19 protein-coding genes and 3 tRNA genes are annotated in these 23,827 nt (G+C 66.0%); 7 read left to right on the top strand and 15 right to left on the bottom strand.

Going from position 1 to position 23,827, the window contains the following annotated elements; translation table 11 throughout:
* The 4 genes from AB4Z32_RS24660 to AB4Z32_RS24645 form a co-directional block, all read right to left on the bottom strand.
* On the bottom strand, window positions 1-145 hold a 145-nt coding region (locus tag AB4Z32_RS24660; protein WP_230411639.1), incomplete at its 3' end, for a GTP-binding protein.
* An 82-nt stretch (window positions 146-227) separates the two neighbouring features.
* Window positions 228-302, bottom strand: a tRNA-Thr gene (locus AB4Z32_RS24655).
* A gap of 11 nt (window positions 303-313) precedes the next feature.
* Window positions 314-387, bottom strand: a tRNA-Gly gene (locus AB4Z32_RS24650).
* Between the two features lie 55 nt (window positions 388-442).
* Window positions 443-527, bottom strand: a tRNA-Tyr gene (locus tag AB4Z32_RS24645).
* Between the two features lie 198 nt (window positions 528-725).
* Between AB4Z32_RS24645 and AB4Z32_RS24640 the strand changes: the two genes are divergently transcribed.
* A complete protein-coding gene (locus AB4Z32_RS24640; RefSeq protein WP_442124501.1) occupies window positions 726-3,983 on the top strand; it encodes an EAL domain-containing protein in 3,258 nt (1,085 codons plus the stop codon).
* Here AB4Z32_RS24640 and AB4Z32_RS24635 read toward each other — a convergent pair.
* From AB4Z32_RS24635 to AB4Z32_RS24620, 4 genes are all read right to left on the bottom strand, one after another.
* Complete coding sequence (locus AB4Z32_RS24635; RefSeq protein ID WP_442124500.1) at window positions 3,949-5,511, bottom strand: HDOD domain-containing protein; 1,563 nt, start codon at window positions 5,509-5,511, stop codon at window positions 3,949-3,951. The two genes, AB4Z32_RS24640 and AB4Z32_RS24635, sit on opposite strands and share 35 nt — an antisense overlap.
* 6 nt (window positions 5,512-5,517) lie before the next feature.
* Entirely contained in the window at window positions 5,518-7,161 is a 1,644-nt protein-coding gene (locus AB4Z32_RS24630; RefSeq protein ID WP_442124499.1) for a response regulator, read from the bottom strand.
* 139 nt (window positions 7,162-7,300) lie between these two features.
* A complete protein-coding gene (locus AB4Z32_RS24625) occupies window positions 7,301-8,260 on the bottom strand; it encodes a J domain-containing protein (RefSeq protein WP_442124498.1) in 960 nt (319 codons plus the stop codon).
* Window positions 8,261-8,332: 72 nt separating this feature from the next.
* Window positions 8,333-9,481, bottom strand: coding sequence for a class I SAM-dependent methyltransferase (locus AB4Z32_RS24620; protein ID WP_442124497.1), 1,149 nt, complete (start codon window positions 9,479-9,481; stop codon window positions 8,333-8,335).
* A gap of 30 nt (window positions 9,482-9,511) precedes the next feature.
* On the opposite strand from AB4Z32_RS24620, the gene AB4Z32_RS24615 reads away from it, so the two are divergent.
* The 4 genes from AB4Z32_RS24615 to AB4Z32_RS24600 are packed head-to-tail and all read left to right on the top strand — an operon-like array spanning window position 9,512 to window position 12,140.
* Window positions 9,512-10,309 carry an SDR family oxidoreductase gene (locus AB4Z32_RS24615; RefSeq protein ID WP_442124496.1) on the top strand — a complete coding sequence of 266 codons (798 nt, stop codon included), beginning with the start codon at window positions 9,512-9,514 and terminating at the stop codon, window positions 10,307-10,309.
* Between the two features lie 9 nt (window positions 10,310-10,318).
* A complete protein-coding gene (locus AB4Z32_RS24610) occupies window positions 10,319-10,717 on the top strand; it encodes a dihydroneopterin aldolase (protein WP_442124495.1) in 399 nt (132 codons plus the stop codon).
* On the top strand, window positions 10,714-11,625 hold the full coding sequence (gene ttcA / locus AB4Z32_RS24605) for a tRNA 2-thiocytidine(32) synthetase TtcA (RefSeq protein ID WP_442124494.1): 912 nt from the start codon (window positions 10,714-10,716) through the stop codon (window positions 11,623-11,625). Before AB4Z32_RS24610 ends, ttcA begins: the two co-directional genes overlap by 4 nt.
* A 17-nt stretch (window positions 11,626-11,642) precedes the next feature.
* Window positions 11,643-12,140, top strand: coding sequence for a SixA phosphatase family protein (locus AB4Z32_RS24600; RefSeq protein ID WP_442124493.1), 498 nt, complete (start codon window positions 11,643-11,645; stop codon window positions 12,138-12,140).
* Here AB4Z32_RS24600 and AB4Z32_RS24595 read toward each other — a convergent pair.
* Genes AB4Z32_RS24595 through AB4Z32_RS24580 form a run of 4 tightly spaced genes read right to left on the bottom strand, consistent with a single transcriptional unit; the run spans window position 12,137 to window position 15,743 of the window.
* Window positions 12,137-12,832 (bottom strand): YoaK family protein, encoded by a 696-nt coding sequence (locus AB4Z32_RS24595; RefSeq protein WP_442124492.1) that lies wholly within the window; start codon window positions 12,830-12,832, stop codon window positions 12,137-12,139. The two genes, AB4Z32_RS24600 and AB4Z32_RS24595, sit on opposite strands and share 4 nt — an antisense overlap.
* An 8-nt stretch (window positions 12,833-12,840) precedes the next feature.
* Entirely contained in the window at window positions 12,841-14,724 is a 1,884-nt protein-coding gene (locus AB4Z32_RS24590; RefSeq protein ID WP_442124491.1) for an amidohydrolase, read from the bottom strand.
* Window positions 14,725-14,757: 33 nt separating this feature from the next.
* A complete protein-coding gene (locus AB4Z32_RS24585; protein WP_442124490.1) occupies window positions 14,758-15,450 on the bottom strand; it encodes a hydrolase in 693 nt (230 codons plus the stop codon).
* A 29-nt stretch (window positions 15,451-15,479) separates the two neighbouring features.
* Window positions 15,480-15,743: a XapX domain-containing protein gene (locus AB4Z32_RS24580; RefSeq protein WP_442124489.1), complete on the bottom strand. Its 264-nt coding sequence runs from the start codon at window positions 15,741-15,743 to the stop codon at window positions 15,480-15,482.
* A gap of 405 nt (window positions 15,744-16,148) precedes the next feature.
* Between AB4Z32_RS24580 and AB4Z32_RS24575 the strand changes: the two genes are divergently transcribed.
* A complete protein-coding gene (locus AB4Z32_RS24575; RefSeq protein WP_442124488.1) occupies window positions 16,149-19,001 on the top strand; it encodes a TonB-dependent receptor plug domain-containing protein in 2,853 nt (950 codons plus the stop codon).
* A gap of 66 nt (window positions 19,002-19,067) precedes the next feature.
* Here the strand turns inward: AB4Z32_RS24575 and AB4Z32_RS24570 are convergent, their stop codons facing one another.
* Window positions 19,068-19,526, bottom strand: coding sequence for a YciI family protein (locus AB4Z32_RS24570; protein WP_442124487.1), 459 nt, complete (start codon window positions 19,524-19,526; stop codon window positions 19,068-19,070).
* A gap of 152 nt (window positions 19,527-19,678) precedes the next feature.
* Here AB4Z32_RS24570 and AB4Z32_RS24565 point away from each other — a divergent pair, with 152 nt between their 5' ends.
* A complete protein-coding gene (locus AB4Z32_RS24565) occupies window positions 19,679-20,962 on the top strand; it encodes a sugar MFS transporter (protein ID WP_442124486.1) in 1,284 nt (427 codons plus the stop codon).
* Here the strand turns inward: AB4Z32_RS24565 and AB4Z32_RS24560 are convergent, their stop codons facing one another.
* Together AB4Z32_RS24560 and AB4Z32_RS24555 are read right to left on the bottom strand one after the other, a co-directional pair.
* Window positions 20,963-21,874: a glycosyltransferase gene (locus tag AB4Z32_RS24560; RefSeq protein ID WP_442124485.1), complete on the bottom strand. Its 912-nt coding sequence runs from the start codon at window positions 21,872-21,874 to the stop codon at window positions 20,963-20,965.
* A gap of 113 nt (window positions 21,875-21,987) precedes the next feature.
* Complete coding sequence (locus AB4Z32_RS24555; RefSeq protein ID WP_442124484.1) at window positions 21,988-23,748, bottom strand: M14 family metallopeptidase; 1,761 nt, start codon at window positions 23,746-23,748, stop codon at window positions 21,988-21,990.
* Window positions 23,749-23,827: the final 79 nt, after the last annotated feature.

Below are 23,827 nucleotides of genomic sequence, written 5' to 3'. Positions count from 1 at the left end.
GGTCGTAGGCCTTGGCTTCGCCGCCGAATTTCTTCGACAGAACGGTTGCGATTGCAGCCGTCAGGGTGGTTTTGCCGTGGTCAACGTGACCAATGGTGCCGACGTTGACGTGCGGCTTGGTCCGTTCGAATTTACCTTTTGCCATTCTTGACTCCTAAGATCCTAACGATGTTTGAAATTACCAGGCACGCCTGACGGTCGAAGACTACGACTGCCGTACTAAATTCTGGTGCCCTTGACGTGGATTGAACACGTGGCCTCTCCCTTACCAAGGGAGTGCTCTACCACTGAGCTACAAGGGCTGATTTGAAACTGGAGCGGGTGAAGGGAATCGAACCCTCGTCATAAGCTTGGAAGGCTTCAGCTCTACCATTGAGCTACACCCGCACGAGGCACTTCTCAACTCAACTGCTTTCGATTCACAACACGATCAACGCTTTTTTGGTGGTGGGGGCTGGATTCGAACCAGCGTACTCAGAGAGGGCAGATTTACAGTCTGCTGCCTTTAACCACTCGGCCACCCCACCCGCGAAGAACCGCAGAGTATGAAGCACGGACAAACTACTGTCAACTATTGTTTTATCAGAACTGATCCGACTCACATAGTGTCGTTGCTTCGGGGCGTGATTGTAGCGACCCAAGTGCAAGTCTGCAAGGGCTGTTTTGCAAATTAGCGCCCTGCCCTCGTCCACGGCGCTAGACTGGCTTCATCGGCGAGGACGAACATGGCGCGCTCAGCAGCAAGCAAAGCACGGTGGTACTGGCCGCAACTCCTGCTGGCCGGGCTGGTGACCGTCGGTGTGTACGGGGCCGCGCGCTTCCTCACCGACCTGCTCGCCCTTCCTCCCGGCTATGCCACGCCGGTCTTCCTGCCGGCCGGCGTCGGCCTCGCGCTGGCGGTCACCGGAGGCTGGCGGGTGCTGCCGGCCATCGCGCTGGGCGCTGCCCTGCTGCACCTGCCCGGCGCCTGGCTGTCCCCGGAGGCGGCGCCGGCCGCCGCATGGGCGGCGATGGCCGTCACCACCTTCGGCTCGGTGCTGCAGGCCTGGCTCGGCGCGCTCTGGTTCCGGCGCCTGATACGCCCTGGCCTCGACTCGGCGCGCGACGTCGGCCGCTTCCTGATGCTGGCCCCGGTCATGAGCCTCATCAACGCCACCCTCAGCGTCTCCGCCCTTTATTTGCTGGGCCTGATTCCGCCCGCCGAACGCGCGGCGAACTGGATCAACTGGTGGGCCGGCGACACCATCGGCGTGCTGCTGGCCGCGCCCCTGGTCTGGATCGCCTGCGGGCGCCCGCGGCCGCTGTGGCGCCAGCGGGCGCCGCTGGTGGGCATTCCGCTGGTGCTGGCGGCCGGCGCCGTGGTGGCGGTCTACGAGCAGGCCGTGCACTGGGAAACCCAGCAGCACCTGCAGCCCTACCGGGTGAAAGCCCAGGAGGTGGCCGACGGCCTGCAGGCCGAGATGAACGAACACGAGCGCTTCGTCGGCACCTTCGCCCGCACTCTCGGCGCCGACGAAAAATACATGGCGCGCGACAAGTTCCTGCGCATCGCCAGCGGCTATGTGGGTGGACGCAGCGACATCCTTGCGATCAACTGGATCGTGCCGGTGGCCCGGGCCGAACGCAGCGCCTTCGAAGCCTGGGTGCGCGCCGAGGTCGACCCCGGTTTCCCGGGTCTGCGCGATCTCGGCCTCGGCCGGGCGATGTATCCGGCCGGCGAACGCGATCAGTACCTGCCGGTGCTGTACACCTGGCCACCCGCAAACAACGGCTTTCGCGGCATCGACTACCTGACCGCGCCCGGACGTGCCGACGCGGCCGAGCGCGCCCTGCAGAGCAATCAGGCGGTAGCGACGGCGCCGCTCGAACTGGTCCGCAACGGCAACCCCGGCATCACCCTGTTCCGTTCGGTGGGCGAGCCGGGCCGGTCGCCGGTCGGGCTGCTGGCCCTGGTGCTCGACGTGCCCGCCTTCGTCACACAAGAAGTGCGGCGCAGCGGCTTCGGCGGCTTCCAGCTCAGCCTGACCGACGTCACCGACGCCACGCCGCACCCGCTGCTGGGCGACATGCGGCGGCCGTTCCGTCCGTTCGACTATCCGGTCAAGCTGGGCTTCGGCGGACGCAGCTACATGCTGCGCTTTTCGCCGACCATCGCCTACCTCGAAGAGCAGCGCGGCCTGGTCAGCTGGACGGTGCTGACCTCGGGCCTGCTGCTGACCGCGCTGCTGGGCGCGCTGCTGCTGCTGATCAGCGGCGAGCGCGCCGCGGTCGACGCCCAGGTACGGGACCGCACCACCCGCCTGCGCGACCGCGAGGCGCGCCTGCAGGCCATCCTCGACAACGCGGGCGACGCCATCGTCACCGTCGATGCCGGCGGCGTGGTGGTGTCGGCGAATCCGGCCACGGCGGCGCTGTTCGGCTATCCGCAGGCCCACCTGCAGGGCCTGGACTTCACCACCCTGGTGCCGGGCACCGACGGCGAGGACGGCGCCGCGCTGCTGACGCGCCTGGCCCGGGCGCCGCTTGATGAGCGCGAACTCGACGGCATCAATGCGCGCGCCGAACCTTTTCCGCTGGCGGTCACGGTGTCGCAGGTGGAGCTGCCGGCCGAGCGGCTGTACGTCTGCATGTTGCGCGACCTGACCGAACAGCACCGCTCGCAGGCCCATATCCACCGCCTGGCCCACCACGACCCGCTCACCGGCCTGGAAAACCGCGCCGCGCTCGGCATGCGGCTGGAGCAGCAGCTGGCCCAGGCGCGCCGCTCGAACCTGCCGCTGGCGGTGCTGTTCATCGACCTCGACCACTTCAAGAAGATCAACGATTCGCTCGGCCACCAGGCCGGCGACCAGCTGCTGGTGGGCGCCAGCGCACGCATGAAGGACCTGCTGCGCGACGTCGACACCCTGGCCCGTCTGGGCGGCGACGAATTCATCATCGTGCTGGGCGGCCCCCTGAGCCCGGACAGCGTGACGACGGTGGCGGTGCGCCTGGTCGAATCGCTGCAGCAGCCCTACTACCTGAACGGCATCACCGCGCACAGCGGCGCCAGCGTGGGCGTGGCCCTGTTCCCGGACGACGGCCTGGATGCCGAGACCCTGGTGCGCCACGCCGACATGGCGATGTACGCCGCCAAGCGCGACGGCCGCGGCAATTTCCGCTTCTTCTCGCCGGCCATGAACGCCGCCACCCATGAGCACCTGATGCTGGAAAACCGGATGTGGGCGGCGCTCGAGCACGGCGGCTTCGAGGTCCACCTGCAGGCCCAGGTCGCGCTCGACACCGGGCGCGTGATCGGCGCCGAGGCGCTGCTGCGCTGGCACGATCCGGAGCTGGGCAGCATCGAGCCGGCCCGCTTCATCCCGATCGCCGAGGAGTGCGGCCTGATCCTGCCGCTCGGCGACTGGGTGCTGGGACGCGCCATGGCCCTGCTGATGGAATGGCAGCGCGAGGGCCTGGGCGGGCTGCGCCTGGCGGTCAACCTGTCGGCGCGCCAGTTCGGCGGCGGCGCCCTGCTGGCGCGCCTCGACCAGCTGCTGATCGAGCACCCGATCGACCCGTCGCGGCTGGAACTGGAGATCACCGAGACGGCCGCCATGCTCGACCCGGAAAACACCCGCGCCCTGCTGCGCCAGCTGCGTGCGCGCGGCTTCAAGCTGGCGATCGACGATTTCGGCACCGGCTATTCCTCGCTGGCCTACCTGAAGCTGTTCGCGATCGACCGCATCAAGATCGACCGCGGCTTCGTGAAGGACATCGAGCACGACCCGAACGACGCCGCGATCGTCGGCGCGACCATCGGGCTGGCGCACTCGCTCGGGCTATCGGTGGTGGCGGAAGGGGTGGAGACGCCGGCGCAATGGGGCTTCCTGCGCGACAAGCGCAGCGACGAAGCCCAGGGTTTCCTGTTCGGACGGCCGATGCCGGCGCGCGAATTCGGCGACTTCGTCAGGGCGCAAGCGCAGCCAGTACCTGGCCCTTGAGCGCCTTGATCAGCGAAGTCTCGTCCGGCGGCACGCCTTCCGGCGCGGTCTGGGTGCGGTCGGCATAGAACAGGCCGAGCTGGGCCTGTCCCACCACCAGCGGCAGCACGATGAAGCTTTTCGCATCCGGCAGCAACTGGCGGTGCCAGGCCGGCAGCAGGTCGCGGATCTTCGGGCTGGAGGCATCCGAGATCATCAGGTCGGCGTCGTTCGCCATCGCCAGAAAGAACAGATCCCGGCTGGCGCTGCCGCTGGCCGGCGCCGCCGGGAAGGCAAAGCCGGCCTGGGTGGCGGCCTTGTCGGCGCCGAAGGACACGCGGGCGCGGTACTGGCCGAGCCGAGCGTCCTTCAGGACCACGGTGGCGAAGCGGAAGCCCAGCGCCGTGTACAGCGTCTCCAGCACGGCCAGGACCACGTCGTTGACCTTGTGCTGGCCGGAGGCGCGCATCTGGGTCACGTCCTGGACCCCGGCCAGCAGCAGCTCGCGCGCGTTCTTCGGCTTGCCGCTCGGGTAGCTGCCCTGCGCTTCCTCGCCGGCGCCCAGGGTCGCCAGCAGCAGCACGTTGGGCAGGCCGTCGCCTTCCGGCTCTTCGCGGCGGCGCACCGGCTCCAGGTTCATGCTCTCCAGCAGGGCGGTCATCTCCTGGGCCACCGCGGCGAACAGCTCGCCGAGCTGGGTGGCGTCGATGTTCAGCGCATGGCCGTAGCGCGCCAGCAGGGCCTGGGCCTCCGGCGTCCCGGCCGGTTCGCCGGGCGCCGCCAGCAGGCGCGCCACGTCCAGGCTGAACGAAGCCACCTGGCGCATCCATTCGCCGCGGTTGAGCGCCACCTTCAGCGTGCCCTCCGGCAGCGGGCGCTGGGCGCGCATGATCACGTCCGGGATCTTCCACTCGCCCAGCACCGCCTCCGACAGCGCGTCGTAGCTGCAGCCGATGATCATCTGGGCCGCCTGCGCCAGCCTGTGCTTGCCCGAGGCCACCAGGGCCTTGATCTCGCGGTAGCGCTCATGCTCATGGGAGGCCACCAGCAGCGGACCCAGGTTCTTGAACAGGGCGCCGATCGAGGCTTCCTCGGCGCCCTGGTAAAAGCTGTGGCGCGCCATCTCGCGCCCGACCAGGCTGGCGCACAGCGAGGCTTCCAGCTCCACCCGCACGCTCCAGGCATGCTCGCTGCTGGCGAGGGCGTCCACCAGCAGCATGGCCAGGGCGGTGGTCTTGACGTTGTCGAAGCCCAGCAGGGAGATGGCGCGCGAGATCGTGGTGACGGCGGTGCCGGAAGCGGTGCGGTACTTGACCGTATTCGCCAGGCGCAGGATGCGCTGGGTGAGGGCGACGTCGGACAGCACGTAATAGGCCAGCGCATGGGTGCCTTCGTCGTCCGAGGAGGCCATCTGCACCACGCGCGCGACCGAGCTGCCGAGCGCGAACATGTCTTCGTCGCCGCAGACCTTGTTCAGGAGGGCGGCGCGGACCCGGCGGCCATCGGGGATGTCGTCCGGCGCCAGTGGCGCAAGGGGTACTGCTTTCATGGAAACTTATCCGGCTTTCTTTTGCTGCGAGGCGCGCGGCCCCTTGTTGTATTTCCTCAGCACCTGCTGGTGCAGGCCGGCCAGGGCCGGCAGCTTCGGGTTGACCGGATCGAGGCGGCGCACGCCGGCGATGTAGGCGATCGCCTGCTGGCCGAGGCGCTCGTCCCAGCCGCCGTTGTCGAGGCATTTGAGCACCGCCAGCGCCGCGTTGAACACCACCTGCGGATTGTCCGGCAGCTTGGCGACCGCCTCCTGCATCAGCGCCACCGCGCCCTTGAAGTCGCCCTCCTTCGCCTTGGAGGCGCCGCCGGCGACCAGGTCGACCACCTGCTGGCGGCTCTCGCGCGCCAGCTGCTGGGCCAGGTCGGCGCGGCCGGCTTTCTCGAACACCGCCATCGCGCGGCCCATGGCGTCGCCGTTCTGGGCATTGCGCATCACCTCGCGCATCACCTCGGCCGCGCCCTCTTCCATGTCGTTCTCGATCGCCACCCGCGCCAGTTCCAGCTTCAGGTCCGACGCCAGCGTCGGCGCGTCCTTGCTGGCGGCCAGCGCGGCCAGCAGCGACTCGTTCAGGCGCGGCTCGTTACCGGTGTATTCATGCACCATGCTGGACGCGATCGCGCTGCACAGCGCAGTGCCCTTCTGGAAGGCCATCGACTTGTCGAGGTCGCGGATCACGGCCGCCGCCTGCACCGGATCGCCCTTGCGCACCAGGGTCTGCACCAGGCGCACATGGTCCTGGGGGTCGCGGAATTCGGAATACTTGGCCTTGCTGACCACCTGCTTGAGCACCTTCTCGGCGGTGTCGGTGTCACCCGCCTCGAGGGCCGTCTCGCCCAGCTTGCGCAGGCGCCGCACCGCATGCGGCGACACCGCCACCGCATCGCTCAGCACCGACTGCGCCTTGTCCAGCGCGCCGACCGCCTCGTGGGTGCGGGCCAGCCAGTCGTAGGCGTCGACGAAGTTCTTGTTGGTCTCGACCAGGTCCTCGAGAAGCTCCTGGGCTTCGTGGAAGCGCTCGCGCAGGTACAAAGTCTTGGCCAGGCCCAGCCGCGCCCAGGCGATCGCCTTGGCCTCGACCAGGCGGCGGTAGATCGGTTCGGCCAGCTCGGCCTCGCCCAGGAACATGTGCAGCTCGGCGCGCAGGCGCATGAAGTCGATCGCGTGGCGCGGATGCTTTTCCTCGCCCTCGATGCAGGCCTCGATCGCTTCGCGCTGGCTGCCGGATTCCATCAGCTCGTACACCGGCAGGAAGACGTTGCGTTTGTCCAGGGCGCGGGCGATGCGCTCGAGCAGGCGGTCGGCGGTGAAGGGTTTGAGGATGTAGTCGGTGGGGCCGAGTTCGGYGGCGCTGACGACCTTGCCGTAGTCGCCTTCGGCGGTCACCATGAAGAACATGGTCGCCAGCGGCATCAGCTTGTGGTGGCGCACGTCTTCCAGCAGCTGCTGGCCGTCCTGGCCGCCCTCCAGCGCGTATTCGCACAGCACCAGGTCGTACTGCTTGAGGCCGAGATGCTTGACCGCCTGGTTGGAGCTGCCCGCGTGGTCGACCTTGTTCAGGCCGCACATTGTCAGCATGTTATGGATCGTCGCGCGCATCCCGGCATGCGGCTCGATGATCAGGGCGGTCAGCCCGTCTAGTTCGTTCATATCCCGGTTTTTTTCCGTGTCTGCCTGCGTTGGGCGGGTGGGCTGCATGGGCCCGTGCTTGTCCGAGTATATTACGTCCAGGGAACAAAATACTTACTCACGGCTGAGCAGCCGCATGAACTGTCTCAGAAAACCACACTTATCGATTCGTGGCGGCCTGGCGGATCGAGGAACGGCGGCCGTTCACGCATTCGGCGCGCGAACCGCCCACCAGGATGTTCTGGTAGCGCACCTCGTACTTGCCGGCCGAGAGCTTGTCGACCAGGAACCTGGCGCGTCCCAGCACATAGGCATGGCGCACGTTCGAGCGGCGGTCCAGGTCGTAGACCTTGACCAGCACCGGCGAGGGATTGTTGCTGTTGTCGATGAGGATCTGCATTTCCTCGCCCTGGTTGCCGACCGGGAAACTGTCGATGTAGCCGGACTGGGCGGGCCACGGATCGCCGTTCGGCGAGACCTGGCTCTGCAGATCGGTATCGCAGTCGGGCGCGCGCGCCGGCACCACCAGCTGGGTCACGCCGAGGGCCTTGATGTCGGGCGGGACGTCGGACTGGCCGGCGGGACGGGCCCAACCGTCGTTGCTGGCATCGGCGCCCAGTGGGTCGGGCGGCGAATTCGGCGTGACGGCGGCGGCCGCGGGGGGCTTGCCGGCCCAGGCCAGGGCCGCGGGCAATACCTTGGGCGGATCGACCATCAGCGCGGTCAGCCCGACGCCGGCCGCGAAGAAGGCCAGCATCCCGCCCCACCAGCGCGGCGCCAGCAGGAAGCGCCAGCGCGCCGGCGCCGCGACCTGGCGCGGCTCCCACTGCGCTTCGCCACGCGGCCTTTCGCGGCCGTCTTCGCCATGGCTGCTTTCCAGCCACTCGACTTCCCACTCTTCCGAGGCGATCCAGTCGTCGTGCTCCTTGCGGCGCACGGGGTCGGACAGGGCGTTGTAGGCGGTATTGACGATCGCCATGATGCGGGCGGCGCGCTCGTCGTCAGGATTCTTGTCGGGATGGTATTTCTGGCTCAGCGCCTTGTAGGCCGCACGAATGACTTCCTGCGGCGCATGACGCGACACCTTCAGGTTGTCATAGTGTGTGTGGATCTTGGCCATAGGTCGGAGTATGCCAAACAAAGCGGCAGCACAGCATAGCCGGGTTTGTATCCTGAGCGCAAGATGTCAAAATTACAGCTTATGCGAGCGGTCGCTGCGGACGATCGCTTGATCGAGTTCCACACCTTTACCGACCAGCAGCACCTTGAACAGTTCACCCATCTCGGCCGGCGACACCAGTTTCTGCACCGCCTTCGACTGCGGCAGGTAGCGCAGCGCATCCTCGGGATCGGTGCGCAGCAGCAGTTCGCCGATGCCGGCCGCCAGCAGGAAGGAGGCCTGGTTCATGTAGCCGAGCACGTCCAGGCCGGCATCCTGCGCGGCCAGGGCCATGGCGGTGAAGTCGACGTGGGCGGTGATGTCCTGCAGGCCCGGCAGGTAGAAGGGATCCGGGTGCGCATGGTGGCGGTAGTGACACATCAGGGTGCCGCCGGTACGCTCGTCGAAATAATATTCGTGGGCCGGGAAGCCGTAGTCGAACAGCAGCGCCGCGCCCTTCCCGTTCTCGAACATCTGCGCCAGCGAGCGCATGAAGCCGCAGGCGACCGGATGGATTTCGGTCAGGTAACCGTCCTGCAGGAGATCGGCACCGGGAATCTGGCGCGCGATCTGCTCCTGCAGCGCGGCATCGATCCGGCCCGGAATCAGGGTGAAGGCGCCGTCGGCGATGGTGACGTACTGGCGGGCCCAGCCCGTGCCCTCCTTCACGACCAGCTCGACCGGCATGGCGTCCAGCACCTCGTTGGCCAGCACCACGCCGTGGAAACTATCCGGGAAACCGTTCAGCCAGCGCACCTGGGGGAAATCCTTCAAGGCGTCCTGCTGGCGCGCCCGCAGCTCGCCGGACAGTTCGATGATCGTATAGCTGTCGACGGCCACGCCCATCTCGCCCAGCGCGGTGAGCACGTCGCGCGCCAGCTTGCCGGTGCCGGCGCCGAATTCGATGATGTTGGGGCCACTTTGGGCCATAATAGCGGCGCTTGCCCGCGCCAGCGTGGCGCCGAACAGCGGACTGATCTCGGGCGCGGTGGTAAAGTCGCCGTCCCTGCCCAGCTTGGCCGCGCCGCCGCTGTAGTAACCCAGGCCGGGCGCATACAGCGCGAGTTCCATGAAACGCGAAAACGGGATGGCGCCGCCTTGTTCGGCGATCTCGGCAGCGATCAGGCGCTGCAGGGCTTCGGACGCGGCCAGCGCGTCGCTATTCGGTACGGGTAGAGACATCCGGTCATTGTAGGACATATCACGTAGAACATGACAGACACCGCTTCCAAGGACCTTCCGCCTCACGCCGGCCGCGCCCGCGTGGCCCTGGTGACGGGCGCCGGACGCCGCATCGGGCGCGAAATCGCGCTCGGCATGGCGGGTGCCGGCTGGGACGTGGCCGTCCATTACCGCACTTCGCAGGCCGAGGCCGAAGAAGTCGTGCACGCGATCCGCGCACTGGGCCGGCGCGCCGTGGCGCTGCATGCCGACCTGGCGAACGAGCATGCCGTGCGCGAACTGCCGCGCGAAACGGTCCACCTGCTGGGCGGCCTGGATTGCATCGTGAACAACGCTTCGTTGTTCGAATACGACAAGCCCGACGCCTTCTCGCCGAGCCTGCTGGCCGTCCACATGCAGTGCAATGTGGCCGCGCCGCTGCTGCTGGCGCAGGAACTGCATGCGCTGGTGCCGGAAGGCGGCCAGGCCGTGGTGGTCAACCTGCTCGACCAGAAACTGTACAATCTCAACCCGGATTTTTTGTCGTACACGCTGTCCAAATCGGCACTGCTCACGGCGACGACGATGCTGGCCCAGGCCCTGGCGCCGAAGCTGCGCGTGGTCGGCGTCGCCCCCGGCATCACGATGGTGTCCGGCGACCAGACCGGGGACGGCTTCGAGCGCGCCCATGCCATCACGCCGCTGGGGCGCTCGTCCACCCCGCAGGACATCGTCGACGCCGTCTGCTATGCGGCGAATGCGCGCGCCCTGACCGGCACCACCCTGCTGGTCGATGGCGGCCAGCACCTGATGCCACTGAACCGCGACGTGATGTTTTTAACTAAATAAAAGGTTTCTATGTTGTCCGCCCTGTCCCACCCGCAGCTGCGCGATTGCCGCCGCCTGTTCCTGCGCAATTACGAAGTCATGATCAACATCGGCGTGCACGACTTCGAGAAGAAGGGCGAGCAGCGCGTCCTGATCAACGTCGAGCTGTACATTCCGCTGGCGATGTCGACCCCGAAGGACGACCAGCTGCACGAAGTGGTCGACTACGACTTCATGCGCGAAACCATCGCCAGGCGCATCGCGCAAGGCCACGTCCACCTGCAGGAAACCCTGTGCGACGACGTGGTCAAGGCCATGCTGGCCCACCCGCGCGTGCGCGCCGCCGGCGTGTCGACGATGAAGCCGGACGTGTACCCCGACTGCGAAGGCGTCGGCGTCGAAGTATTCCAGATCAAGGATGAAGCATGAGTGAAGTATTGGAAGTGGCCGACAAGCAGGCCGAAAAGCAAGCGTACGAGAACAACAAGCTGCACAAGCGCCTGTGCCGCCTGGTCGGCCAGGCGATCGGCGATTTCAACATGATCGAGGACGGCGACAAGGTGATGGTCTGCCTGTCCGGCGGCAAGGACAGTTATGCCCTGCTCGACATCCTGATGACCCTGCGCGAGCGCGCGCCGATCAATTTCGAGATCGTCGCGGTGAACCTCGACCAGAAACAGCCGAACTTCCCGGCCGAGGTGCTGCCGGCCTACCTGGACAAGCTGGGCGTCCCGTACCACATCGAGAACCAGGACACCTACAGCATCGTCAAGCGCCTGATCCCGGAGGGCAAGACCACCTGTTCGCTGTGCTCGCGCCTGCGGCGTGGCATCCTGTATCGCGTGGCGGACGAGCTCGGCTGCAACAAGATCGCCCTCGGCCACCACCGCGACGACATCCTCGAGACCTTCTTCCTGAACATGTTCTTCGGCGCGAAGATCAAGGGCATGCCGGCCAAGCTGGTCTCCGACGACGGCAAGCACATGGTGATCCGCCCGCTCGCCTACGTGAAGGAAGCGGACACCGAGCGCTATGCGGAAGTCAAAGGCTTCCCGATCATTCCCTGCGACCTCTGCGGCTCGCAGGAAAACCTGCAGCGCAAGCAGATCAAGGCCATGCTGCGCGAGTGGGAAAAGAAGCATCCGGGCCGGGTCGAGAACATCTTCTCCTCCCTGAGCACGGTGGTACCGTCGCACTTGATGGATAGGGACATGTTCGGCTTCGTCGACCTGAAGACCGACGGCATCGCCAATCCGGACGGCGACATCGCCTTCGACGAGGAGCCGTGCTCGACACCGACCAGCGTTCCCGGCACCATTCCGCTGCAGCCCTTATAAAAAAGAAAGCGCTCACCATGCCCCTGTTCCGCCGTTTGCTGTGCGCCGCGCTGGCGGCCCTGTCCCTGCTGCCCGGCCTGGCGGCGGCGGAACCATCCGCCATCTACCTCGTGCGCCACGCCGAGAAGATGGCTGAGGGCAAGGATCCCGACCTGACGCCGCAGGGCCGGCTGCGCGCGCAACACATCGCCGCCATCCTGCGCCACGCCGGCATCACGGCCATCTTCAGCACGCCCACCGCGCGTACCCAGCAGACTGCGGCGCCGCTGGCGCAGCAGACCGGCCTGACGGTTCAACTCTATGATCCGCGCGCACCCAAGGCGCTGGTCGAGAAGGTGCGCGGTCTGGGCGGCGCGGTGCTGGTGGTCGGCCACTCGAACACGCTGCCGGAACTGGTGAAGCTGTTCGGCGGCGCGCCCGGCAGCGACATCCTCGACGACGAATTCGACCGGCTGTACCAGCTGCTGCCCGGCGCCGATGGGCAGGTCAGGACCATCCTGCTGCGCACGCCTTAAGCTGCCTTCTGCGCCGTCGCCTCCGGCTCCGGCAGCCACAGGTGCAGGAAGAGAATCGCCACCGGCACGATCAGTGCCATGAATCCCACCGCCAGGTAGGCGAAGGCGGCGAGGCAGCAGCCGACCGCAAAGGCCAGGATGGTCCAGAAGAACTTGGCGCAGCGCGTACGGACCGTGGCGTCGGCGGCGCCGCGCAGCGAGTCGACGGCATCGATCACCAACTGGGTCACGTTCCCGGTCATCATCGAGGTCGGCGCCAGGTGGGTCAGCAGCAGCTTGCCGGCGGCGCTGTGGGCGCCCATCGCCGCGGCGCCGAACAGGCCCGCCGCCATCGCCAGCGCGCCGACGCTCTTGCCGACCGGCTCCGCCAGGATCCCGCACACCATGAAACCCAGCAGCAGCACCAGTTGCAGCAGGTAGACCGGCCTGGTAGCAGGCACGCCGCGCCGTTCGCAGCGCGCCACCAGCAGCCTGGCGGCGGCCACGCCCAGGATGAAGGCCGGGAAGGCCAGCAGCTTCAATAGCGAGGGCGTCTGCCTGGTGTCGGCCAGCGACACCGCGATCAGCACGAAGTTGCCGGTGACGTGGGCGGTGAAGAGGCCGAACAGGGCGATGAAGCCGAGGGTATCGACATAGCCCGCCAGGAAGCCCAGGCTGGCGCCCTGCAGGCGCTGGAATTGTGGGGTCTGCATGGCGGACCTCAGAACGCGAAGCAGCTGCAGCCGAAGGCGCCCCAGAATGCGCCGAAGCTTGATACCGGCACATTCGACTTGCGCGCCTTGTCGTGCTGGTGGGCGTGCACGCCGCAGGGACCGCTGCACTGGTGGGCCAGCGCAGCGTGCGATTGCTGCGGCTGGAGCGCGGCACGGCGCCAGTGGCCGGTGACCTTCTGTACCGGCGACCACTCGGGCAGCACGGGAATCGGCGGCGGTCCCAGGCTCGTGAACTCGGCGGCGCCATACACGACCTTGCCGCCGACCACGGTCAGCACCGATTCGATCGCCTTGATGTCCTCTTCCGGCACGCTGAAGAAATCGTCCGACAAGGCCACCAGGTCGGCCAGCATGCCTTCCCGGACCCTGCCCTTGCGTCCCTGCTCGTTCGAGAACCAGGCGCTGCCCGAGGTCCACAGTTCGAGCGCGACTTCGCGCGGCAGCTGGCCCTCGGGTCCGTACAGCTGCAGGCCGCCGACGGTGCGGCCCGACACCAGCCAGTACAGCGCCGTCCACGGGTTGTAGCTGGCGACGCGGGTCGCATCGGTGCCGGCGCCCACCGGCACGCCCGTCTCCAGCATCTGCCTCACCGGCGGCGTGGCTTTCGCGGCCTCGCTGCCGTAGCGGTCGACGAAGTACTCGCCCTGGAAAGCCATGCGGTGCTGGATCGCGATGCCGCCGCCCAGCGCTTTTACGCGCTCGATATTCTTCTGGCTGATGGTCTCGCAATGGTCGAACATCCAGTGCAGGCCGTCGAAGGGAATCTCGCGGTTCACCTTCTCGAACACGTCCAGCATGCGGGTGATCGATTCGTCATAGGTCGCGTGCAGGCGGAAGGGCCAGCGACTCGCCACCAGGTGGCGGACCACTTTTTCGAGCTCGTCCTCCATGCCGGCCGCCAGTTCCGGGCGCGGTTCCAGGAAGTCCTCGAAGTCGGCCGCCGAAAACACCAGCATCTCGCCGGCGCCGTTGTGGCGGTAGTAGTCGCTGCCCTGGCCCGGCGCCACCATCTTCGTCCAGCGCCGGAAGTCTTCCAGCTCCTGGCCCTTGCTCTGGGTGAACAGGTTGTAGGCGATGCGGATGGTGAGCTGCTCGTTCCGGTCGAGCTCCTCGATGACGGAATAATCCTCGGGGTAGTTCTGGAAGCCGCCGCCGGCGTCGATCGCGCTGGTGATGCCGAGGCGATTCAGCTCGCGCATGAACTGGCGCGTCGAATTCACCTGCAGGTCGTAGGGCAGCTTCGGCCCCTTGGCCAAAGTCGCGTACAGGATCATCGCGTTCGGCCGCGCGATCAGCATGCCGGTCGGGTTGCCGGCCGCGTCGCGCTGGATCTCGCCGCCCGGTGGATTCGGCGTGTCCCTGGTGTAGCCGACGGCGCGCAGGGCGGCGCGGTTCAGCAGCGCGCGGTCGTACAGGTGCAGGATGAACACCGGCGTATCCGGCGCGGCGGCGTTGATCTCGTCGAGGCTCGGCATGCGGCGCTCGGCAAACTGGAATTCGCTCCAGCCGCCCACCACCCGCACCCACTGCGGATTCGGGGTGCGCTCGGCCTGCTCCTTCAGCATCCGCAGTGCGTCGGCCAGGGACGGCACGCCTTCCCAGCGCAGCTCGAGGTTGTAGTTCAGTCCACCACGGATCAGGTGCAGGTGCGAATCGTTCAGGCCGGGGATCACGGTGCGGCCGTTCAAATCGATCACCTGGCTGCCCTGCTCCCGGTAGCGCATCACCTCTTCGGCATCGCCGACGGCCAGGAAGCGGCCGTCGCGGATCGCCACCGCGCTCACCGAGGGCCGTTCGCGGTCGAGGGTGGCGAACCTGCCGTTGACGAGGATGAGCGCCGGCGCCTTGCGGGTGGTGGACTGTGCTTGCATGCTTCTTCTCCTGGGCGAATTAGCGGATCGGGATCAGCGGACTGCCGCCGGGACGGGCGCCAGCACGTCGTTGCGGCCCTGGTTGCGCGCCGGCGCCTTGTGCACCATGGTGTAGGCATAGTCGACGCCCATGCCGTAGGCACCCGAGTGCTCGGTGACGATCTTCATCACCGCATCATAGCTGTCGCGGTGGGCCCAGTCGCGCTGCCATTCCAGCAGTACCTGCTGCCAGGTCACCGGGACCACGCCGGCCTGCACCATGCGCTGCATCGCGAAGTCGTGGGCATCCTTCGAGGTGCCGCCCGAGGCATCGGCCACCATGTAGATCTCGTAGTCGCCTTCCAGCATGGCGGACAGGGCGAAGGTGGTGTTGCAGACTTCGGTCCACAGGCCGGCCACGATGATCTTCCTGCGGCCATTGCGAGCGAGAGCGTCGCGCACTTTCTGGTCGTCCCAGGAGTTCATCGAGCTGCGCTCGAGGATGGGGTGGTCCGGGAACACGTCCAGGATTTCCGGATAGGTCTTGCCGGAGAAGGAATCGGATTCGACAGTGGTGATCACGGTCGGGATGCCGAAGGCCTTGGCCGCCTTGGCCAGGCCGACCACGTTGTTCTTGAGGGTCTGGCGGTCGATCGACTGCACGCCGAAGGCCATCTGCGGCTGGTGGTCGATGATGATCAGTTGCGAGTTTTGCGGGGTCAGGACTTCCAGTTTCGGGTTGTTCATGTCGTACTCCTTTGTGTATGAATGATGGTTCAGGCCTGGCGGGATTCGCCGTCGGCATTCTTGTCGGCGCTGGGGTTCAGGCCGGTAATCTTCGGTTGGCATTCGCTGGCAAACCAGGCGCGGGTCAACGGTGCGCCTTCGATCACGCGCTTGGCGACCGGTACGATCTGCTCGCCGACCAGCATGCCCAGCAGGCCGATCAGGGCGATGGCCGGCGGCGCCGGCGAACGCACATTGATCAAACCGTAGAGCACGCCTGCCAGGATGCCGGCGCCCAGGGAAATCAGATACATGGCTCGCTCCTCCTTGTTGATCATCGACTGCGTCGACATATCGGTCCTTGCATCGCTTCCGCCTGGCTGCTGCGTGTTCGATGCGATGGAGTGAGTATGCGTGATTGGATCTGCAATGAAAAACGGATTATTTACGGATTTTTAATCGAAATTTTCGAACATAGATGCGAGGTGTCGCAGGCACTGATCCTGATGGCAGTTGTTGCCCAGCCAGGTGCGCGCGTCTGCCGTCGCCAGATTACATCTTGGTAATAACCCTTTCCTCATATTGACGCTCATATATGCATATGTTCAGATGCCTTCCACTTCTGTTTCTACCCGGAACGGATGTGTACTGCACTGAGCCCGGTGCTCGTATACATGCTGGTGCTCGCGCAGATCTTCATACAAAAAGAAAGGAACAAAATGTTCAAGGAGACAATGCTCGCGCGCTCGCTGCGAGTAATCTATTCAGGCGGTATCGCCGCCGGCGTTGGCCTGCTGGCCTTGCCGGCAGCGGCGCAGGATGCGACGGTAAGCACTCCCGCACCGGCCATGCAGCGCGTGGAAGTCACCGGCTCGGCGATCAAGCGTACCGAATCCGAGACCGCCCTGCCGATCTCGGTGCTGACCCGCGCCGACCTCGAGCGTACCGGCGCCACGACGGCCCAGGACCTCGTAAGCCTGATTCCGTCGAACTTCGGCGGCGGCGTGTTGGCGCAGAACGTCGGCTCGACCGGTAACCCCTCGACCGCCAACCTGCGCGGCCTCGGCCCGCAATATACCCTGGTGCTGCTCAACGGCCGCCGCGTGGCCAACTACGCCTTCGGCAGCAGCCCGGTCGACCTGAACTCGATTCCGCTGTCGGCGATCGAACGCGTCGAGGTGCTGCGCGACGGCGCATCGGCAATCTATGGCGCCGATGCGGTCGCCGGCGTGATCAACTTCATCCTCAAGAAGGACTACCAGGGCGCGGAAGTCTCAGCCTACGACACCAAGGTCCAGAAAGGCGGCGGCAACACCCGCAGCTTCAATTTCACCGGCGGCTACGGCGACCTGTCGACCCAGGGCTTCAACATCCTGCTGAGCGCGAACCACGAGACCGACGAGGCGCTCAAGGCTACCCAGCGCGATTACGCCAGCACCGGCGTGCGTCCGGACCTCGGCCTGATCAAGAATTCGCCACGCAACGGTATCCCCAACTTCAACTTCACGGATAGCAACGGCAACAGCTATACCAACGTCAATCCTTTCCGTTACAAGAACTGCGACAACGCTGCCTTCGCGCTGATCCCGATCGGCAGCCCGACCAAGTGCGGCACCGATTATGTGCGCTTCATCGACCTGATCCCGAAGGCCAAGCACGACAACGTCGTCGCGCGCGGCGTGCTGCAGCTGAATGACGACAACCAGCTGTACGCCGAAGCCATCCGCACCAAGGACGAGACCACGGCCCACTACTCGCCGGCGCCTTACACCAAGCCGATGATCTACCCGGCGAACGGCCGCTTCTATCCGAAGAGCATCACGCTGCCGAAAGGCATGACCATGCCGGACGGCTCGGTGCTCGCCGCCGACACCGCCGTCACCCCGGTCGGTCCGATGAGCGGTACCTGGCGTACCGTGGCCGGCGGCGGTCGTGCCGACATCACCGACACCACCAATACCCGTTTCCTGGTCGGCGCGCGCGGCACCATTGCCGGTTGGGACTACGATACTGCCATCTCGTACTCCAAGAACGAAGGCGTGATCTCGTTCGGCGACGGCCAGTACAGCTATGTCAAGCTGACCCCGCTGATCGCCGCCGGCTCCATCAACGTGTTCGGCGATCAGGATGCGAACAGCCTGTCGGCGCTGCAGGGCGCGCGCCTGACCGGCTTGGAAAACAGCGCGACCTCGACCGCCCAGGAATTCGATGCCCGCGTGTCCAAGGAACTGATGCAATTGCCGTACGGCGCGCTCGGTTTCGCGGTCGGCGTCGACATGCGCCACGAAAAGCTGGAGCAGGTGTCGTCCGATGCCCTCGCTTCCGGCGACCAGGTCGGCGGCAACGGCCCGGTGCCGGGCGTGACCGGCAGCCGCAAGGTTTACTCGGCCTACTCCGAAGTGTCGGTGCCGCTGTACACCCATCTCGACCTCGACATGGCGGCGCGCTACGACAAGTACAAGAACGACTTCGGCACCTCGTTCTCCCAGGTCAGCCCGAAGGTCTCGCTGCGCTGGCAGCCGATCAAGGAAATCATGGTGCGCAGCTCCTTCGCCGAAGGCTTCCGCGCGCCGACCCTGTACCAGAACCTGCTGCCGTACTCGTACGGCCAGAACACCAACGGCAGCTTCAGCGATCCGGTGCGCTGCCCGGGCGGCCAGCCGATCAAGAGCGTCAACCCGGTCGGCGCGCTCGAGGACGAGTGCAACGTGCAGCTGAGCGCTGCGCGCGGCGGCAATCGAAACCTGCAGCCGGAAAAATCGAAGCAGTACTCGCTGGGTATGGTGTTCCAGCCGACGCAGCACATCAGCGGCTCGCTCGACTACTGGAACACCAAGATCAACAATTCGATTGTCCAGACCTCGGAGATCGGCGTGCTCGGCAATCCGGCGGTGTACCAGGCCAATTACTGGCGCGTCGATCCGAAAACCCTGCCGCTGGATTCGACCGGCAAGCCTTTCCTCGATCCGACCTTGCTCAACAAGAGCAACACGATCCAGGGCAGCACCAATCCGGACTTCCCGCTGGCCTTTGTCGATCTGCCTTACGCCAACTCGTCGCGCTTCTTCGCTTCGGGCCTGGACCTGAACCTGAACTACAAGCAGAACTTCGCCGACATCGGTACCTTCGGCGTCAACATGGATGGCACCTACTATCTGAAGCACGGTTACCAGTATGCGGGCGTGGCCAGTGTCAGCGATCTCGGCAAGTATGAGGACTTCGGTGCGACTCCGCGCTGGCGCCACATCCTGACCTTCAGCCTGAAGCATGGCGCATGGACCGCGTCCCTGACGCACAACTACACGGCCGGCTACCAGGACTATACGAACGCCGACCTGATCGGTCCGGACTACCTCCCGGTCCGCCACGTGTCGTCGAGCAGCACCTTCGACACCCAGCTGGTCTGGAGCCCGATCAAGGCCGTGGACGTGGCGTTCGGCATCAAGAACCTGCTGAACCAGGACCCGCCAAGCTCACGTAACGACCAGGGCTTCCAGGTCGGCTACGATCCGCAGTACGGCAATCCGCTGGGCCGCATGTTCTACCTGCGCGCGAAATACAAGTTCCTGTAATTCGCATCGGCGGAACGCGTACGCAAGCGCCGGCCGGGTTAGTCCCGCCGGCGCTTTTTCATGTCTTCAGTCCTTCGGTTTCTGGATTTTCGCGTGGATATCGTTTACCGCCATCAGCGCCGCCGAGGCGAAGAACTTGTGGTACTCCGCCACCATCTCGCCATTCACGATCACCGGATCGGTGGCGACGAGCTTCTTCGCCTCCTCGATGTCCGGCGTGTTGAAGACGAAGATGCCGCGCCGTCCCTCGACCCCGTCCAGCGGTCCGGCCAGCACCAGCTTCTTCTCGGCAGCCAGGCGCTGGATGTTCGCGAAGTGCCCCGCGAACATCTTCTTGCGGCCTTCCGCATCCGTCATCTTGTTCGGCCCGGTCTTCAGGATGACGAGCACGTAGTTGCGCATGCCCATGTCGTTGGCGCCGAGCGATTTCGCCAGTTCGGCATCGTAGGTCACGGCAGGCTTGTCCTGGGCGGCCGCGGGGCCCAGTGCGCCCATCAGGGCGGCGGCAAGGAAAAGGCGCTTCATTATGGGCATGACATTCTCCATCGTTAAGATTGCCAGATTAGCATGCGAGCCAGATGCAGGAAACCTGTAGCTTTCATACGCCCAGGCGGGTTTTTCGTGCGAATGCGATGTAATATTCCTACCTGCCGCATCAACCCACCTGGACTACTCTTATGCAAATCGGCCATCCTGCCGGCGCTGCGCACAGCGACGCCCCCGTCAACGCCAATGTCGCCAGCCTGCGCGTCTTCGTGTTCGCCCTGTTCTTCATCTTCGGCGGCATCACCAGCCTGAACGACGTCATCATCCCGAAACTGAAAGACCTGTTCACCCTCAGCTATGCCCAGGCGATGCTGGTGCAGTCGGCCTTCTTTGCCGCCTACTTCATCGTCTCGCTGCCGGCGGCATCGATCGTGCGCCGCATCGGCTATATGCGCACCGCCGTGGTCGGCCTGCTGACCATGACGGCCGGTTGCCTGCTGTTCATCCCGGCGGCTTCGTCGAGCCTGTTCGGCGCCTTCCTGCTGGCCCTGTTCGTGCTGGCCTCCGGCATCACCATCGTGCAGGTGGTGGCCAATCCGCTGATCTCGATGCTGGGCGCACCGCAGACGGCCAGCAGCCGCCTGACCTTCGCCCAGGCCTTCAACTCGCTCGGCACCACCGTCTTCCCCTACGTCGGCGCGATCCTGATCCTCGGTTCGCTGGCCAAGGTCGACCAGGCGACCCTGTCCGCCATCCAGCTGGCGGCCTACCGCGCGGCCGAGAGCCAGGTCGTGGTCCACACCTATATCGGCCTGGCGATCGCGCTGGCCCTCGTGGCGGCCATGGTCTGGGCCAACCGCAAGAAGCTGGCCGAGCACACCAGCCCGCAAGGCAGCATCCTGAACGCCTTCGGCCTGCTGCAGCGTCCGCGCTTCGCCTTCGGCACCCTGTGCATCTTCCTCTACGTCGGCGCCGAAGTGGCGGTCGGCTCGCTGATCGTCAACTACCTGATGCAGACCGACGTGCTGGGCCTGGGCGCCGAGGCTGCTGGCAAGCACGTGCCGCTGTACTGGGGCGGTGCGATGGTCGGCCGCTTCCTGGGCGCCTACGTACTGCGTATCTGCTCGCCGGGCAAGGTGCTGGCGGTGGCCGGCGGCCTGGCCGCCCTGCTGCTGCTGGTGTCCGCCGGCAGCACCGGCGCGGTCTCGGGCTGGGCCCTGCTGGCGATCGGCCTGGTCAATTCGATCATGTTCCCGACCATCTTCACCCTCGCCTCCGAAGGCCTGGGCGAGCGCACCGCGGAGGGCTCGGGACTGATCTGCATGGCCATCGTCGGCGGTGCCGTCGTGCCCCTGATTACCGGCTTCGCGGCCGACATGTCGAGCCTGCGCATGTCGCTGGCCGTGCCCGCCGTCTGCTACCTCCTGATCCTGGTCTTCGGCTGGTACGCGCGCCGTCCGCTGCAGAACTGCTGATCACGGGCGCAAGTCGGTGCCGGCCGGGCGCCCGCCTGGCTGGCCGGCGCGCTCCGGATTGGCGGCGCGCAGCGCGCGTGCGTTGATCCGGGCGCGCTCCTCGTCGCGCAGCCAGCCCCATTTGTTGAAGTAGCGCGCCGCCGACACCAGGTGGTGCCGGAACAGCCGCCAGTCGCGGTAAGACCCCCTCCCGAAATCGTGCACCACCGCCACGTGCGGCACGAACACCGTACGCGCCACCCGGCCGACCCGGCGCGACAGGTCGACATCCTCGAAATACAGGAAGAAGCGCTCGTCGAACAGGCCGACGCGCCGCAGGGTCTCGATCCGCATCAGCAGAAAGCAGCCGGACAGCGCCGGCACGTCCATTACCCGGGTATAGCCGCTGCCATGCAGCTCGTAGCGCGCCAGCCGCCCGCTGGAACTGTGCAGCAGCGGAAAGAAGCGGCGCACCAGCAGTTCGAGCGGATGCGGCAGCAGCTTGCACAGCGGCTGCAGGCGGCCGTCCGGATAGTGCACGCGCGGCGCCAGCAGGCCGACGTCGGGATGCTGCTCCATCCAGGCCAGCAGCTTGCCGATGGCGTCGAGCGGGATCTGGATGTCCGCATGCAGCACGAAGTGGTAGGCGCTGCCGGCGGCGATGGCGTCGCGCAGCGCCAGGTTGTGGGCGCGGGCATAGCCGGGATTGTCGGGCTGGTGGCGGTAGTGCACGCCGAAGCGCCCGGCCAGCGCGCGCAGTGTATCGGACGGCGCGTTGTCGACCAGGTAGACCAGCAATTCCGGCCTGGCGGTGGTGACGCTGGCCAGTAGCCGCTCGAGCCGGTCGCGCCGGCTGCGGTAACAGACGATGGAGCAACTGGCCGGCGGATTCACGATCGTCGCGCCCGCCAGCCTGCCGCGTCCTGGTAGCACTTCATGTCCTTATTCATTGCCGCCTCCCGTATCGATGACTCGTCCATACAGGATCAGAGCGGCCGCGCCGGCCGCAGTTGCAGGGCAATGGCCGGCGCTTGCGACAGATCAGATCACAGAACGGTATCGCTACGCATCACCGGATAGAGGTTCAGGCGCTCGTCCCAGGACGGATGGCGGCGCGCAAAGAACTCCAGGCGCGCATGCGGATTCCTGGCGAAGGCGGCGTCGCTCTCGACCTTGCGGCGGAATTCCGCGGCCAGCGCCGGATCCTTCGCCATCTGTTCGCGCGCGACGTCCTCGGCCACGTACTCTTCCATGTATTCCTTGCGCTCGAAGGCGTTGTTGAACTCGCCCCAGGCCAGCAGCGAATCCGGCGCCTGCGGTTCGAACAGGGCCATCACCAGGCGCGCCTTGGGCTGGGCGATGGGCACGAACAAGGATCCCTTGGCGACCGCGCGCGGCTCCTGCTTCCACGTGCCCTGTACCGTCAGGCGCTGGTGCGACTCGAAGGAGCCGGCGGAGAAGGTCGCCTTGTCGGCGCGGAAGGTTTCTACGTTCACCTGGTCGAGCGCCCTGTCCAGCTTGCGGAAGCCGATGCCGTGCTGGACCAGCCTGGCCGCGACCATCTGCGCGAACGCGGCCGGCACCACATAGCCGGCGCCCGGCGCCTTCACCTGCAGGTCGTCGACCACCTCGTCGCGCAGCGGCACATGCCAGACTTGCGGCCTGGTCTCGTCGTAATGCGTCATCATCATGCCGGATACGTCGGACATGGTGCGGGTATAGGCATAGCCCTGGAAGTCGACCATCGTGGTCTTGTCGGTGGTTTTATAGCTCAGGGCCACCGGCTGGCCGGCAATGCGGGTGGCGCGCGCGTCGGCATCGAAGGCCAGCTGCTGCCATTCCTTGCCATGGGCCGCGACCTGGTTCAGGATCGAGACGATGGCATTGTGGGTGATCCGCACGCGGGTCGGATAATCCTTCCACGAATGGGTCTCGACCAGCAGGGACATCCGGTTACGCAGCAGGAAATAGCCGGTCGAAAAACGCGGCTCGTAGACGGTGTTGCGGAAGCCCGAGGCCGGGTTGTCGTTTTCCACGAAGGACATGTAATAGGACTGCGGCGAGGAGCCCTCCTTCGTGATGTCGGCGATGACGTTCGTGCGCAGCGCCAGGCCGGCCTTGCGGAACTCCAGGTCGCCGGAGTTGACCGGCTCGACCTGGATCGAGACGTCGTGCTGGAACATGGCGCCGTCGGTCACGTGCAGGTCGACATAGGTCAGCGGATCCCAGTCGTTCACCAGCTTCAGCATGGCCTGCATCTCGGGGGCGTCGGCCTTCATGTAGTCGCGGTTCAGGTTGAAGTTCTGGGCCGTGGTGCGCCAGCCCATCTCGACCGGGCCACGCTGGTTCGGGCGGTTCCATTTGGCGAAGCGCTCGTGGCCGTCGACATTGAACACCGGCACGAAGATCAGCACCTGCTTGTCGAGCGCACCCTGGGCGATGCGGTTTTCCAGCATCTCGCGCACGGCCAGGAAGCCGGCGTCCTTGCCGTCGATCTCGCCGGCGTGGATGCCGCCCTGGATCAGGGTCACCGGCAGCTTCTGCTTGCGCGCCGCCTCGGGCGTGAACGCGTTGGCCCGGGTGACGGCCAGCGCCATCATCGGCCGGCCTTCCGGCGTGGTGCCGAACTGGAAGCACTTGACCTGCTTCGGGTACGCCTGCTGGAAGGCGCCGCACAGCTTGATGACTTCGTCGTAGCGGCCGGTGGCCGTGAAGCCCGAGCGCTCCGACACGGTGGCCAGGTCGGGAGCGGCGTGGGCAAGGGGAACGGCAGCCAGCGTGGCCAGCAGTAACGCAGAACGAATCATCTAGTGCTCCGGCAGAGTTGGGGAAAATTCAATCCGGAAATTATAGACGTGGAATGGGCCGCTAGCTAACGTCATCCCC

Source organism: Massilia sp. 2TAF26, from assembly GCF_052115005.1.
Classification (GTDB): Bacteria; Pseudomonadota; Gammaproteobacteria; order Burkholderiales; family Burkholderiaceae_D; genus Telluria.
The sequence above is the reverse complement of the archived record's forward strand: the minus strand, read 5'-3'. Positions and strand labels throughout refer to the sequence as shown.

Excerpts from the sequence above, each read along its gene's own strand:
- AB4Z32_RS24640 (WP_442124501.1), top strand. The coding sequence starts at position 726 with ATGGCGCGCTCAGCAGCAAGCAAAGCACGGTGGTACTGGCCGCAACTC.
- AB4Z32_RS24635 (WP_442124500.1), bottom strand. The coding sequence starts at position 5,511 with ATGAAAGCAGTACCCCTTGCGCCACTGGCGCCGGACGACATCCCCGAT.
- AB4Z32_RS24625 (WP_442124498.1), bottom strand. The coding sequence starts at position 8,260 with ATGGCCAAGATCCACACACACTATGACAACCTGAAGGTGTCGCGTCAT.
- AB4Z32_RS24620 (WP_442124497.1), bottom strand. The coding sequence starts at position 9,481 with ATGTCTCTACCCGTACCGAATAGCGACGCGCTGGCCGCGTCCGAAGCC.
- AB4Z32_RS24615 (WP_442124496.1), top strand. The coding sequence starts at position 9,512 with ATGACAGACACCGCTTCCAAGGACCTTCCGCCTCACGCCGGCCGCGCC.
- AB4Z32_RS24610 (WP_442124495.1), top strand. The coding sequence starts at position 10,319 with ATGTTGTCCGCCCTGTCCCACCCGCAGCTGCGCGATTGCCGCCGCCTG.
- ttcA (WP_442124494.1), top strand. The coding sequence starts at position 10,714 with ATGAGTGAAGTATTGGAAGTGGCCGACAAGCAGGCCGAAAAGCAAGCG.
- AB4Z32_RS24600 (WP_442124493.1), top strand. The coding sequence starts at position 11,643 with ATGCCCCTGTTCCGCCGTTTGCTGTGCGCCGCGCTGGCGGCCCTGTCC.
- AB4Z32_RS24595 (WP_442124492.1), bottom strand. The coding sequence starts at position 12,832 with ATGCAGACCCCACAATTCCAGCGCCTGCAGGGCGCCAGCCTGGGCTTC.
- AB4Z32_RS24590 (WP_442124491.1), bottom strand. The coding sequence starts at position 14,724 with ATGCAAGCACAGTCCACCACCCGCAAGGCGCCGGCGCTCATCCTCGTC.
- AB4Z32_RS24585 (WP_442124490.1), bottom strand. The coding sequence starts at position 15,450 with ATGAACAACCCGAAACTGGAAGTCCTGACCCCGCAAAACTCGCAACTG.
- AB4Z32_RS24580 (WP_442124489.1), bottom strand. The coding sequence starts at position 15,743 with ATGTATCTGATTTCCCTGGGCGCCGGCATCCTGGCAGGCGTGCTCTAC.
- AB4Z32_RS24575 (WP_442124488.1), top strand. The coding sequence starts at position 16,149 with ATGTTCAAGGAGACAATGCTCGCGCGCTCGCTGCGAGTAATCTATTCA.
- AB4Z32_RS24570 (WP_442124487.1), bottom strand. The coding sequence starts at position 19,526 with ATGAAGCGCCTTTTCCTTGCCGCCGCCCTGATGGGCGCACTGGGCCCC.
- AB4Z32_RS24565 (WP_442124486.1), top strand. The coding sequence starts at position 19,679 with ATGCAAATCGGCCATCCTGCCGGCGCTGCGCACAGCGACGCCCCCGTC.
- AB4Z32_RS24555 (WP_442124484.1), bottom strand. The coding sequence starts at position 23,748 with ATGATTCGTTCTGCGTTACTGCTGGCCACGCTGGCTGCCGTTCCCCTT.